The 13,133-nt window shown below is 70.7% G+C and carries 12 protein-coding genes; 2 read left to right on the top strand and 10 right to left on the bottom strand.

The genetic code is table 11. The features are described 5' to 3' along the window. Positions 1-2: 2 nt before the first annotated feature. Both DEI88_RS12710 and DEI88_RS12705 read right to left on the bottom strand, forming a co-directional pair. Entirely contained in the window at positions 3-914 is a 912-nt protein-coding gene (locus DEI88_RS12710; protein WP_181441257.1) for a TIR domain-containing protein, read from the bottom strand. 611 nt (positions 915-1,525) lie between these two features. Then, positions 1,526-2,542, bottom strand: coding sequence for a LacI family DNA-binding transcriptional regulator (locus DEI88_RS12705; protein WP_111072402.1), 1,017 nt, complete (start codon positions 2,540-2,542; stop codon positions 1,526-1,528). 48 nt (positions 2,543-2,590) lie between these two features. Between DEI88_RS12705 and DEI88_RS12700 the strand changes: the two genes are divergently transcribed. Both DEI88_RS12700 and DEI88_RS12695 read left to right on the top strand, forming a co-directional pair. Next, a complete protein-coding gene (locus DEI88_RS12700; RefSeq protein WP_349775203.1) occupies positions 2,591-4,480 on the top strand; it encodes a glycoside hydrolase family 2 protein in 1,890 nt (629 codons plus the stop codon). 249 nt (positions 4,481-4,729) lie between these two features. After that, on the top strand, positions 4,730-5,461 hold the full coding sequence (locus DEI88_RS12695) for an OBAP family protein (protein ID WP_258375137.1): 732 nt from the start codon (positions 4,730-4,732) through the stop codon (positions 5,459-5,461). 301 nt (positions 5,462-5,762) lie between these two features. Here the strand turns inward: DEI88_RS12695 and DEI88_RS12690 are convergent, their stop codons facing one another. The 8 genes from DEI88_RS12690 to DEI88_RS12655 all read right to left on the bottom strand — a co-directional run bounded on the left by DEI88_RS12690 (position 5,763) and on the right by DEI88_RS12655 (position 13,128). Then, positions 5,763-6,314 carry an Lrp/AsnC family transcriptional regulator gene (locus DEI88_RS12690; RefSeq protein WP_111072401.1) on the bottom strand — a complete coding sequence of 184 codons (552 nt, stop codon included), beginning with the start codon at positions 6,312-6,314 and terminating at the stop codon, positions 5,763-5,765. A 145-nt stretch (positions 6,315-6,459) separates the two neighbouring features. Beyond that, positions 6,460-7,620 (bottom strand): pyridoxal phosphate-dependent aminotransferase, encoded by a 1,161-nt coding sequence (locus tag DEI88_RS12685; protein WP_111072400.1) that lies wholly within the window; start codon positions 7,618-7,620, stop codon positions 6,460-6,462. Between the two features lie 44 nt (positions 7,621-7,664). Next, the gene (locus tag DEI88_RS12680; protein ID WP_111037333.1) at positions 7,665-8,504 is read right to left on the bottom strand and encodes an ATP-binding cassette domain-containing protein; all 840 of its coding nucleotides are present in this window, start codon (positions 8,502-8,504) and stop codon (positions 7,665-7,667) included. After that, positions 8,504-9,310: an ABC transporter ATP-binding protein gene (locus tag DEI88_RS12675; RefSeq protein ID WP_111011006.1), complete on the bottom strand. Its 807-nt coding sequence runs from the start codon at positions 9,308-9,310 to the stop codon at positions 8,504-8,506. The genes DEI88_RS12680 and DEI88_RS12675 overlap by 1 nt, the downstream gene beginning before the upstream one ends. After that, a complete protein-coding gene (locus DEI88_RS12670) occupies positions 9,307-10,518 on the bottom strand; it encodes a metal-dependent hydrolase family protein (protein ID WP_111010975.1) in 1,212 nt (403 codons plus the stop codon). Before DEI88_RS12670 ends, DEI88_RS12675 begins: the two co-directional genes overlap by 4 nt. Positions 10,519-10,550: 32 nt before the next feature. Beyond that, positions 10,551-11,303 (bottom strand): N-acyl homoserine lactonase family protein, encoded by a 753-nt coding sequence (locus tag DEI88_RS12665; protein WP_111072399.1) that lies wholly within the window; start codon positions 11,301-11,303, stop codon positions 10,551-10,553. Continuing rightward, positions 11,300-12,199, bottom strand: coding sequence for an ABC transporter permease (locus tag DEI88_RS12660; protein ID WP_146244089.1), 900 nt, complete (start codon positions 12,197-12,199; stop codon positions 11,300-11,302). The genes DEI88_RS12665 and DEI88_RS12660 overlap by 4 nt, the downstream gene beginning before the upstream one ends. Beyond that, positions 12,196-13,128, bottom strand: coding sequence for an ABC transporter permease (locus DEI88_RS12655; protein WP_111010978.1), 933 nt, complete (start codon positions 13,126-13,128; stop codon positions 12,196-12,198). Before DEI88_RS12655 ends, DEI88_RS12660 begins: the two co-directional genes overlap by 4 nt. Positions 13,129-13,133: the final 5 nt, after the last annotated feature.

The following is a 13,133-nucleotide window of genomic DNA, read 5'->3' as shown; positions in this document are numbered from 1 at the left end:
GCTTAGATCACCTTGAACGGCCCGGCGGTGTGATCGACGAGGTTGGGCTTGTGTCTCACGGGTGCTTTCGCCGATGGGAGACGCCCAATCAAGTCGGCTCTGCTGTCGTATTCGCCGTTGAGCTTCACCCAATTGAAACCGTCGATGTCGCTGAGGGAGCGGGTCGGTTCTGACTGAATGAAGATGGTCCGGTCCGGTGCTATGCCGAACGCCATGCCGGCCTCGAGGATGACGTTCTGACGCGCCTGGCCCTGAGGCTTCTTATCGGGGTCGTGATCTGAATTGGCATAGGCGTCCTTGACCCTGCCGAGGTCATCCGGAGAGAAGATGACGACGATCGCGGCGGCGTTCGTGATCCCGGCGAGGACGATGTCATACGTCGTGGGTTGAGGCTTTCCCGTTGCGCGGACGGCGTCCGACCAGGTCATCATTTCCAGGCCACAGAACGTGAGGAATTGGTCGACGACCTTCACTGGGCGATCGTCTCGACCATGGACGACAAACACGGAGCGATTCCCCGGCGCCGGTGTGGGGGAAGACGTGACGGTAGGGCTCGGGGAAGGGGCGGCCTGAGCCATCGGTGCTCCTGAAGATTTGTAGCCGTCGTCGGTCAACACGATCCCGCGGGGTATGAGCACTTTCTGTTCCAGCACCTTGTAGTCCTCGTCCTCGAGTAGCCGATCCGAATGTGTCGGAGTGACGAAGAGGTAATCCAGCATGTCGAGGACGAGCTGGTCAGTGTCCGGTTGATCGAAGATGTGCCTGATGATCGCCGTAGCGCGCTGGTCTTTGTTCGAGGCGCCCTGAGCCACGCTGCTGAAGCCCAAGCCCGCTTCGTAGATGTCGAGGCCTCCGTGGCTCTGAAACTTGGACAGAACGACCGCCAGATGACGTCGATCGATCGTCTTGAACACTTGCGAAGGCATAGGAGCACCTTACGGTTCGCCAGGACATACCGCCGACGGCGGCGCCGTGGAGTGGTGGCGGAGGCTGCTGCTGCACACGGTCGCTAATGGGCTGGCGGCATCGTTGCCGCTTTCTTGTGACGATCGACTGCTCAGACGCCGTCAGTCAGCTGTCGAGGGCGAGGATCCAAATGACGAGTAGTAGGGCCGCGACGACGACCAATCCGATCCCGGACCAGAACCAAGGAGCGCTAGGACCACGCTCCGCTCTGGCCCGACCGAACCCCTGCTCTCGGACGGCCAGCACGACGGCACGACCGATCAGTCCGAACCCAGCCAGCGCGATGATCATGAGTCCCGACCACGTCCACCACGAAAAATCCACACCATCAGGATGCCGGAGTCTTCGAGCATCAGCCGAATGTGTACACGCCGCTCCGGGCGTTCGTCGATGCCGACATCACCAAGTCCGAGGCCAAACACCGAATCGGGCCGTTCAGGCGGAGCGATGAGGTGCCGGCAGCCGTCGACGTGTTCACGGGACGGGCGGGGCGACGCTCGTCCGGGTGAGGTCGTGGATGAGGAGGCTGGCGGCCGCAGGCGCGCGGCTGGCCAACCCGTCAGGCGTCAGGCGCCGGAGCGCTCTCGCGCACGAGGATGCGGTGCCCCACCGTGTGGTGTGCCCCGCCCTGGTGCGCGCCGTCGAGTTCCCGGAGCACGAGGTCGAGCGCGCGCTCCGCGAGCCCGTGCGTGTCGGGGGCGACCGAGGTCAGGCTCGGGTCGGTGCTCGCGCCGAGCTCGATGGCGTCCCACCCGATGACGGCGACGTCGTCGGGGACGGCGATCCCGTGGCGGCGGAGCGAGCGGAGGGCGCCGATCGCGGCGAGGTCGTCGCGGCAGAGCAGTGCGTCCATCCGCAGGCCGGCGTCGAGCGCCGCGTCGAGGGCCTCCTCGGCGCCCCGCGCGTCGCCGACGTCGCGGGGGACCAGGAGCGTCGGGTCGTCCGGCAGGCCTGCCCCGGCCAGTGCGCGCCGGTACCCCTCGAGTCGGAGGGTCGAGGTCCGCGAGGCCTCGCCGACCTCGTGCCCGAGGAACGCGATGCGCCGTCGACCGAGGCCGAGCAGGTGGGCGACGGCGTCCTCGGCGGCGGCGACGTTGTCGATCGCGACCTGGTCCGAGGTGGTGGGTTGCGGGTCCTCGCCGAGGAACACGACCGGCATGCCGCGCCGCATCGCGTCGAGCTCGCCGGCGCTGAGCATCTGGGGGTGCATGACGAGGGCGTCGATCGTGCCGGCCTCACGGTCGGCGAGGACCGCGCGTTCGCCCTCGGCCGTGCCGCCCGTCTCGATGAGCAGCAGCCGGTAGCCGTGCGACTCGGCGACGCGAGCGAACACGTGGGCCAGTTCGGCGAAGTACGGGCGGCGGAGGTCGGGGAACGCGAGACCGAGCATCCGGGATCGTCCGGTGGCCAGGCTCCGGGCGAGTCCGTTCGGTCGGTAGCCGAGTTCGTCGATGGCCGCCTGCACCCGCGCGCGCATCCGCGGACTGACGTGCTGGTACCCGCGCACGACGTTCGAGACCGTCCCGATCGAGATGCCGGCCCGGTCCGCCACGTCCTGCAGGGTGACGCGATCCATGGGGGAAGGGTATCGCCACGCGCGTTTGAAGCGGTATAAATTCGACTCGTGCACATCGATGACGCTGTCCCGACGACGCCCGCTTCCTCGTCCCCGGCCGTTCCGCCGGTCGCCGCGCCGACCCTCCCGGTCGCGAGTCGGCAGGACGGCACCCATCCGCGACCGCAGCTCATCCGCGGGCGATGGGCCTCCCTCGACGGCACCTGGTCGTTCCGCCACGACGACGCTGACGCAGGCCTGATCGCGGGCTGGACCGCGGGCCTCCCGGACGCCGGTGTGATCACCGTGCCGTTCCCGCCGGAGTCGGTCGCGTCGGGCGTGGACGAGCCGGGGTTCCACCCGGTGGTCTGGTACGCGCGGAGCATCTCCGCGGAGGATCTCGAGCGTGCCGGGCGTTCGGCCGAAGCGTCGCGGGTGCTGCTGCACTTCGGCGCGGTGGACTACCGCGCGAGCGTCTGGATCGACGGCGCACTCGTCGGGATGCACGAGGGTGGGCACACGCCGTTCACGATCGACGTCACCGCGTCCGTGGACGACGGCCGGACCCACACCCTGGTCGTCCGTGCCGAGGACGACCCCCACGACGTCACGCAGCCCCGCGGCAAGCAGGACTGGCACGAAGAGCCGCACGCGATCTGGTACCGGCGCACCACCGGGATCTGGCAGACCGTGTGGCTCGAGGCCGTACCGCCCGTGTCTGTCCAGGCGCTGCGGTGGGTGCCCGCGGGTGCGACCGCCGTCGCGCTCGGCGTCCGCCTGCGCGGCGCGGCACGGGCCGGCGCACGGGTGCGCGTGGCACTCCGCTGGGAGGACCGTGGCGAGGACCTCGGGACGACCGAGGTCACGGTGCCCACCGCCACCGACACGGTCGACCTCGTCCTGCCGATCGCCCGGCAGGTGAACGGGCAGGCCGAGGACGAGATCCGCTGGAGCCCGGAACACCCCAGGCTCCTCGACGCGACGGTCACCCTGCTCGACCCCGCCGGCGCGGTGCTCGACGCGGTGTCCTCGTACCTCGGGCTCCGGACCGTCGCGGTCGACCGGGGGGCGTTCCTGCTCAACGACCGGCCCTACGACGTCCGGAGCGTGCTCAACCAGGGCTACTGGCCGGACTCGAACCTCACCGCGCCCTCGCCGGAGGCCTTGCGGCGCGAGGTCGAGCTCATCAAGGAGCTCGGGTTCACCGCGACGCGGATCCACCAGAAGATCGAGGACCCCCGGTTCCTGTTCTGGGCGGACCGCCTCGGCCTCCTCGTCTGGGGCGAGGCCCCGGGTGCGTACGCGTTCACCCCGACGGCGGTGCAGCGGCTCATGCGCGAGTGGATGGACGCCGTGGAACGGGATGTGTCGCACCCGTGCATCGTGACGTGGGTGCCGCTCAACGAGAGCTGGGGCATCCAGCACGTGCCGCAGGACCGCGCCCAGCAGGCGTACTCGCGCGCCCTCGCCGACGTGACCCGGGCGCTCGACCCGTCACGGCCCGTGATCTCGAACGACGGCTGGGAGCACACCGCGTCGGACATCCTGACCGTGCACGACTACGAGGGTGACGGTGCCGTCCTCGCCCGCACCTACGCCGACGCGGCCGCCCGGACCGCGGTGCTGTCCGGCATGGGACCCGCCACCCGGCGGATCCTCGTCGACGGCGTGGAGGACCAGGGCCAGCCCGTCATGCTCACCGAGTTCGGGGGCGTGCAGTACCAGCCGGGCGCACGGCGCGAGGACGGGTGGGGCTACACGGCCGCGACCGACGGCGACGACTACCTCGACCGCGTCACGGCGCTGTACGACGCGATCCGGGCGAGCACGTTCCTGGCGGGCTCGTGCTACACGCAGCTGACGGACACGCTGCAGGAGACGAACGGGTTGCTCACCGCGGAGCGCGAGCCGAAGGTGCCGATCGAGCGGATCCGCCGCGCGGTCACCGGGCGCGGCTGAGCGCCCCCGCCCCGCCGCACCCCAGCCCGACCTCCGCCCGCCGACCACACACCCCCGAAAGACCGCCCGTTCCCGACACCGCGGCGGTCGCACGACAACGGGGGAGTCGGCGGCGGATGCACCGGAACGGGCGCCCCCGCGGGTCCGAGTCCTGGGCCGGCCCGGCGACGACCCCCGGCGCGCCCTGGGGCGACGCGCAGGCAGCGCGGAGTGCGATGAGCAGGAGTTCCGAGCCCGAGGAGATGCATCGTGCCCCTGAATCCAGCTGTCGCGAACCGCTCGACCGGTGTCGTGCCTCCCGGCCGGCCCGGCGGGTTCGAACTCGCCCTGCTCGACCGCGGCGCCGACGTCCTGCAGACCACCGCACCGTTGGCCGGGTTCGACGTCTACGTCGTCGGTTTCCACTGCGTCAAGGGGAAGCCGGACCTGCAGATGGAGGCGCACCACTTCTGCAAGGTGGTGAACGCGGACATGCTCCAGTGCGTCCTCTTCGACGGCAACACGCGCGACGCGAACCTGATCGGCATCGAGTACATCGTCTCCGAGGCGTTGTACGGAACGCTCCCCGAGGAGGAACGGGCGGCGTGGCACCCGCACAACCACGAGGTGTTCTCCGGGGAACTCGTCGCGCCCGGACTGCCGGTCGCCATCGAGACGGAGCTGATGGGGCACCTCGTGAACTCGTACGGCAAGACCTGGCACACCTGGCACAGCACGCCGATGGGGGAGCACCCGGCGCAGCCGTTGCCCCTCGGCGACCCGATGCTCATGTGGTCGTTCAACCGCGAGGGCGAGGTCGACGAGGCCCTGCGTCGGGACCGCAACGCCGCGATGCACACGGACCCCGAGCCGCGGAAGGCGTCCCGGGCGAAGTACCTCGACCGGGCGCATCCGCAGCGGGGGGTCGGGACGATGCGCGACGCCTTCAGCGGGACGAGTCCGACTCCTGGCGTGGTCGACGCGCAGGACGGGCGCCCCTGACCCGCTGGCCGCGCTGCCCCTGCTGCGCCGGTGTGGCGAGGAGCAACGACGTCACCGACCGCGGCATGTCCGCCTGCGTGCCCTGGCTCACTGACGTGTCGTTCTCCGGGCCACACCCGCGGACCGCATCACCGGCGGGAGCGCCCGGCGCAGAACCGGACCGTCGTGTCGTCCACGCGACTGGTGACGATGACCGTCGGGGGCAACGACGTGGGTGACGTGGCCGGGCTCATGATGTGCCGGAGCGCGTCGCCCGGTGGGGCCGGGCGCGTTCGTCGGGGGTGGCCCGGCTCGGTGCCCGTCACTCGTCGCGCAACACCCCGGCCCCGCGGTAGTTCCCGAGTCCGAGGAACGTTTCGACCCGCTGCACACCAGGGATCTGCCAGATCCGAACGAGGAGGACCTCCTGCAGGTGGGCGTGGTCACGCAGGCGGAACTTGGCGATGAGGTCCCACTGGCCCGTCACGATGTCGAGGTCCTCGAGCTCCGGCATCTCGACGAGGCGCTCGATGATCGCACCGAGGTCGGCACCGGCGGCGGCGGTCATCGGGATGTGCACCGACATGGAGTAGCCGAGGGTCGCCCAGTCGATGTCGAGCGTGTAGGCGCGGATGACGCCGAGGCGTTCCAGTCGGGCGATCCGCTCGCCGATCGCGGGGGCGGAGAGCGCGACCTCGCGGGACAGGGCGCGCTGGGAGCGCCGCGAATCGTCGGCGAGCGCCCGGAGGAGGGCGTGGTCGAGGTCGTCGAGTGGGACCTTCGCCGTCGGGCGCTGGATGAGCTGCGCGAGCTTCGAGCCGGCGGGGGCCTCGTCGTCGTCCGGGCCGGTCGCTTCGGTGCTCGAGGTGCTCATCCGCTCTCTTCTCCTCGCGTCCCCCGGCAGCCTAACCGGGGAGACCGGCAGCCTAGCCGGGGCGCACTGCCGTCCGGCCGGGGACCCTTGCGGCCCGACCGGTGCGCCCGAAGCCCCGTCCGGCCCCGGACCCCGATCCCCACGGTCACCGGGCGGTGACCGACCGGGCGTCGATGGCGGCCCCGATTCGGTCGATCGCCTCGACGACCGCGTCGACGCCGTTGGCGATCGAGATCCGGACGTGCCCCTCGCCACCGCTGCCGAAGGCGGTGCCGGGGGCGACGGCGACGCCCGCGTTCGCGACGAGTGCGCGCGCGAACGCGTCACTCCGGAGGCCGGACGCCGACACGTCGACCCAGAGGTAGAACGCCCCCTCCGGCCGGAACGCGGGGATGCCGCGTTCCTCGAGCGCGGCGAGCGCGGTGTCCCGTCGCATCCGGTAGGCGGCGCGCATCGTCGTGACCACGTCCTGCGGACCGGTCACGGCCTCCAGGGCGGCGTACTGCGTCGGCATCGCGACGCACGACAGCATCGCCTCGTGCGCGTTCGACAGCGTCGAGACGACCGCCTGCGGCAGGGCGAGGTACCCGATGCGCCATCCGGTCATCGCGTACGTCTTCGAGAAGCTGTAGACCGATATCACGGAGTCGGTCTCGTCGAACACCGCGGTGGAGACGTGCGGGCGGTCGAAGGTGAGCTCGTCGTAGCACTCATCCGAGACGATCCAGAGACCGTGGCCGTTCGCCCAGGCGACCACCTCGGCGAGCCGATCGGCGTCGAACACGGAGCCGAGCGGGTTCGAGGGTGCGTTCAGCACGATCGCCCTGGTGCGCGGCGTGACCCGCGCCTCCAGGTCGGCGACGGTGGGCAGGTAGTCGTCCTCGGCGCGCAGCCGGTAGCCGACGCTCGTCGCGCGGAGGAGCCGGCACATCATCTGGTAGTTCGGCCACCCGGGGCTCGGGACGAGGACCTCGTCGCCCGGGTCGACCAGCCCGACGAGTGCCACGTAGATGCCCTGCACCGCGCCGGACGTGACGAGCACCTGCTCGGCGCGGGTCTCGAACCCGTTCCGCGTCCGGATCTTCTCGGCGAGCGCCTCGCGCAGCTGCGGGATCCCCGGCGTGACCGAGTACTTGGTGGCACCGGCGGCGGCGGCGCGGGCGGCGGCCTCCACGACGTTCGGTGGTGTGGGGAAGTCGGGCTCGCCGAGCTCGAGTCGGATGGTGTCCGGTCGGGCGAGCGCGAGGTCCATGATCTCGCGGATCCCCGATCTGGGCATGGTGCTGGTGCTGGCTGGGATCTGCATGGGCGGAGCGCTGTTCCTTCGGTCGGTTCGTCGCGGGGAGCGAGTCAGGAGGCCGACCCGACCGGGCGGGCCGCACGGCGTGCTCGTGCCTTCGCCAGGGCCGTGTCGGTGGTCGGTGCGGCGGCGAGCAGTTCCTTCGTGTACTCGTGCTGGGGCGCCCGGTAGATGGACGTCTTGTCGGCGACCTCCACGATCTCACCGTGCCGCATGACGACGACCGTGTCGCTCATGTACCGCACGACGTGGAGGTCGTGGCTGATGAACAGGTACGCCAGCCCGTGCTCAGCCTGCAGACGCTTCAGCAGTTCGAGGATCTGCGCGCGGATCGAGACGTCGAGGGCGCTCGTCGGCTCGTCGGCGATGATCAGCTGCGGCGAGCTGGCGAGGGCGCGTGCGATGTTCACGCGTTGGCGCTGCCCGCCGGAGAGCTGCATCGGTCGACGCCGGGCGTGGGACGCGGGCAGCCCGACGTCCTCGAGGAGCTCGGACACGCGGTCGGCGATCCGGGCGCGCGGGACGATGCCGTGGACGACCAGCGGTTCCGCGAGGATCGCACCGATCGTCCGCCTCGGGTTCAGGGAACTGAGCGAGTCCTGGAACACCATCTGCACGCTGCGGCGGAGTTCCGCGAGCGACTCCGCGCTCTGGTCCACGGTCCTGCCGCCCAGGACGATGCGGCCGGACGTCGGTCGTTCCAGGCCGACGATCGTCCGCGCGACGGTGGACTTCCCGCTGCCCGACTGGCCGACGATGCCCACGGTGGTCCCGGCCTCCACGGACAGTGAGACGCCCCGGACCGCCTGCACCCCCTCGCCGCGCCGGAACAGGCCGCGGGGCGTGAAGGTGACGACGAGGTCGTCGACCCGGAGGAGTGGGTCGCTCATCAGGCGTCCTCTCGTTCGAGTGCCCGCACCGTGTCGAGCAGTGCGCGGGTGTACGGGTGCTGCGGCCTCGAGAACACGTCGTCGACCTCGCCCTGTTCGACGATCTCGCCGTACCGCATCACCGCGGTGACGTCGGACAGGCCGGCGACGACGCTGAGGTCGTGGCTGACGAGCATGAGTGCGAGGCCGAGTTCCGCGCTGAGGTCCTGGAGGAGTTCCAGCACCTGGGCCTGCACACTCACGTCGAGCGCCGTGGTCGGTTCGTCCGCCAGGAGCAGCACGGGGTTGCAGGAGATCGCCATCGCGATCACGACCCGCTGGCGCATCCCGCCGGAGAACTCGTGCGGGTACGCGGTCAGCTTCGCCCGCGCCGACTGGATCCCGACCCGCTCGAGCAGGTCGACCGCACGGTCGTCCGCTGCTGCCCCGGAGAGTCCGAGGTGCAGCCGGAGCGACTCGCGGAGCTGCGAGCCGATCGTCCGCGTCGGGTTCAGGGCGCCGAGCGGGTCCTGGTAGACGAGACCGATCTCCCGCCCGCGGATCGGCCGCATGGCCCGGTCGCCGAGCGTGACGAGGTCGCGACCGCGGAACAGGATCTGCCCGGTGACCCGGGTGCCGCGGGGGAGCAGGCCCAGGATCGCGAGGCACACCGTGCTCTTGCCGGAACCCGACTCGCCGACGAGTCCGAGCGTCTGGCCCGGGAACAGGTCGAAGTCGATGCCCGCCACTGCTGCGTTCCCCTCGGCGGTCCCGGGGAACACGACGCGCAGATCGCGGACGGACAGCAGGGGCTCGGTGTCGCTCATGCGCGCACGGAGTCGAGCGCGAGCTCGTCGCGGACCACCGCGCCGGCCTTGGCGACGAGCAGCACGTCCCGGATCGCCCCGATGTCCGCCGTGGGATCGCCCTCGACGAGGAGCAGGTCGGCGGTCTTGCCGACCTCGATGGTGCCGAGGGTGTCGAGCACGTCGAAGTTCTCGGCAGAGGTCAGGGTCGCGGCGACGAGCGCCTGCACGGGGGTCATCCCGTACTCCACCATGAGCCCGAGCTCGACCGGCACCTCGGTGTGCGGGTTGTGGGGCGTCCCCGCGTCGGTCCCGCACGCGACTCGGACACCGGCCTCGACCATCGCCCGGAACCCTGCGACCGATGCGTCGGACTCCATCCGTGCTTTCCGGTACACCGATGCGGAGACGGTCTCGGGGTTCGTGACGATCCGGTTCACGGCCACCAGGGTCGGGACGATGATCGTGCCGCGCTCCAGGGCGAGCTCGATCGCCTCGTCGTCGAAGAAGCAGGCGTGTTCGATCGAGTCGAGTCCCGCCCGGATCGCGTTCTTGACGCCGGGGCCGCCGATCGCGTGGCTCGTGATCCGCTTGCCGGCGTTGTGCGCCTCGTCCACCGCCGCACGCAGCTCGTCGACGTGGAGTGCCGTCTGCAGCGGCGTGACGCCCTCGGTGAGCACCCCACCGGTGGCCATGATCTTGATGAAGTCGGCTCCGGCGTGCAGCTCGGCCCGCGTCGCCTGCGCGACGCCCCACGGGCCGTCAGCCTGACGTCCGATGGAGTGCCCGTGGCCACCGGTCATCGTGATCACCCGGCCGGCGGCCTTCACCCGCGGCCCCGGAACGTAGCCCGACGCCACGATGTCTCGCAGCTCGATCGCGATCCCGTCGATGGACCCGCAGTCGCGCACGTTGGTGACGCCGGTCTGCAGCGTCTCGGCGAGGTTCACCACCGCCTGGACCGTGCCGTACGTCGAGGAGCCGGTCAGGGTGCCCCCGTCGTGGACGCCGTCGCCCATGAGGTGCACGTGGCCGTTGAACAGGCCCGGGAGGAGCGTGCGTCCCCGCCCGTCACGCACCACCCACCCGTCGCCGGGGGCGGGCGCCTGGTCGGCGGGGCCGACCCAGTCGATCGTGTCGTCCCGCACGAGGACGGATTGGTGCTCGACGACGCCGGCGGCGCGCGGGTCGAAGACGGTGACGTCGGAGACGAGGAGGTGGCTGGTCATGGCGGGTCCTTGCGGTCGAGGGCGGGTGGCGGTCACCGGTGCCGGTACGGGGCACGCGGGAAGTCGGCGACCTGGTCGGGGTCGTGTCCGTACAGGAGGCGCGCGCCGCCGGCCTCGAGGTCGCGGAGGCGCGCGGCGCTGGCACGCGCCTGGTCCGGGTCGGCCATGGCCTCCCAGTTGTCGAGGTCGAGGTTGTCCTGCAGGTAGATCGCGTCACCGCAGATGACGAGGTCGCCCTCCTCGGGCAGGTGCACGATCACCGACTGGTGGCCGGGCGCGTGGCCGGACGTCACCACGATCTCGACGCCCGGCAGGACCTCGCCGCCGCCGTCCAGCAGCTCGTAGTGGAGCTCCGGGAGGTTCCAGTACTGGTTCGGGAAGCTCGGGTTGTCGAGGGCGTACGCGTGGTGCTCGCGCTGGGCGAGGAACGTCGCGTTGCGGAACTGGTGGTTGTTGCCGGCGTGGTCGAAGTGCAGGTGCGTGTTGATCACGACGTCGATCTGCTCCGGCTCGATGCCCAGCGCCCGGAGTCGCGCGCCGATGTCGTCCTCGGGCGCCATGACCGGCGTCAGCAGGCGCGCGAAATCGGTTCCCGCCCAGGTGAGGTCCGGGTCGGTGACGTGGTCGCGGCTCATGCCGGTGTCGATGAGGAGCAGCCGTCGGTCGTCGAGTTCGACGAGGTACGACGACACCGGGATCGAGAACTTCTCGTCGTGCAGGTGGCCCGGCGTCACGACGCCGTGGGCGCACCAGCAGGTCCCGAGGGGGAGGATCACGAGGTTCATGCGACGGGCTCCGTGCTCGGCTGCAGGTCGGCCCGGGCCGCGGACAGGCGCTTGGCGAAGAAGTCCCCGAGGAAGTTGGCGATGAGGATCGTCAGCGTGATCGCGAGGCCCGGTGCTGCAGAGATCCACCACGCCTGGTCGAGGTACTGGGTGCCGGCCCCCAGGTCGGCTCCCCACTCCGGCGTCGGCGGGGCGACCCCGAACCCGAGGAAGTTGAGGGCGGCGGTGAGGAGGGTCGTCCACCCGATCGCGCTCGAGACGAGCACGACGACCTCGACCAGCACGACCGGGAGCACGTTGCGCATCATGACCCGCAGCGGCGACGCGCCGACGACGATCGACGCCGCGATGTACTCCTCGGACCGGATCCGCTGCGTCGAGCCGTACACGACACGGGCGAACACGGGGATGAACGAGACCCCGACCGCGAGGATCGTGCTCGGGACGCCCGTGCCGCCGATCGTGATGATGATGAGCGCGAGGAGCAGGCCCGGGAACGCGAGCAACACGTCCATGACCCGCATCGAGATCCCGCCCCGGATCCCCCCGACGTATCCCGCGAAGAGCCCGATGGGCACCCCGACGACCGCGGCGAGCAGGGTGGAGAGCGCGGCCATCAGCAGGGTCAGCCGTCCGCCCCACAGCGTGCGCGACAGGACGTCGCGACCGAGGTGGTCGATGCCGAACGGATGCGCCAGGGTCGGTGCGCTCCGCGCCAGCCCCACCGCGGTCGTCGGGGACGCCGCCGCGAGGACCGGGGCGAGGAGCACGAGGAGCACGAGCAGCGCCGCCGCTCCGCAGACGACCGCACCGCCGACGTCGACCCGTCGTGGCCGGGGCCGACCCGGGGTCGGGGTTGCCGCTTCCGTGACGTTCTCCACTGCTGACGTCGTCATGCCGTCCACGCCTTCCGGACACGCGGGTCGAGGAGGCCGTGGCTCACGTCGACGAGGATGTTGATCACGATGTAGCAGACGGCGATGAACAGGACGATGCCCTGGATGCTCGGGATGTCCTTGAGCTGGATCTGCGAGACGAGGTAGTTCCCGATCCCCGGCCGACCGAAGATCACCTCGGTGGCCACGGCGCCCGCGAGCAGGTTGCCGATCTGCAGGCCGATGATGGTGGTCACCGCCGAGATCGCGTTGCGGAACGCGTGCCGTGAGAGCAGCTGCCAGCTCGAGAGGCCCTTGCTCCGCGCCACGATGACGTAGGGCTGCTGGTACACGTCGATGAGCGCGCTCCGCAGCATCCGCGTGATGATCGCGGCGAACCCGAGTCCGAGCGACAGCGCGGGCAGGACGAGGGCCTGCGGACCGCCGACCCCGAGTGCGGGGAGCCACTGCAGCCGCACGGCGAACAGCAGGATGAGCAGCTGGGCCAACCAGAAGTACGGGACCGCGAGACCGAGCACCGAGAACCCGGTCGCCAGCCGGTCGCCGATCGACCCGGGCCAGAGGCCGCCGACGACGCCCGTCGGGATCCCGACCACGAGCGCGACGGCGAGCGCCGAGCCCGCGAGGACGAGCGTCGACGGGAGGCGGCTGCCGATCTGCGCCGCCACCGTGCCGTGCGACACGTAGGAGTACCCGAGGTCACCACGGAGGAGGCCACCGACGTAGATCCCGAACTGTGCGATCCACGACCGGTCGAGGCCCATCTGGTGCCGCACCTGCGCCACCCGGGCGGGCGAGGCGTTCGTCCCCATGAGCACGATCTGCGCCGGGTCACCCGGGATCAGTCGCAGGATGAGGAACACCAGGACGACGACGCCGAAGAGCACCGGGATCGCGACGAGGACCCGTCGTCCGAGGAACCGCGCCATGTCAG

The sequence above is a fragment of the Curtobacterium sp. MCBD17_003 genome, from assembly GCF_003234885.2.
Lineage (GTDB): Bacteria > Actinomycetota > Actinomycetes > Actinomycetales > Microbacteriaceae > Curtobacterium.
Note: the sequence above shows the minus strand (reverse complement) of the source record. Positions and strands in the feature narration are given on the sequence as shown.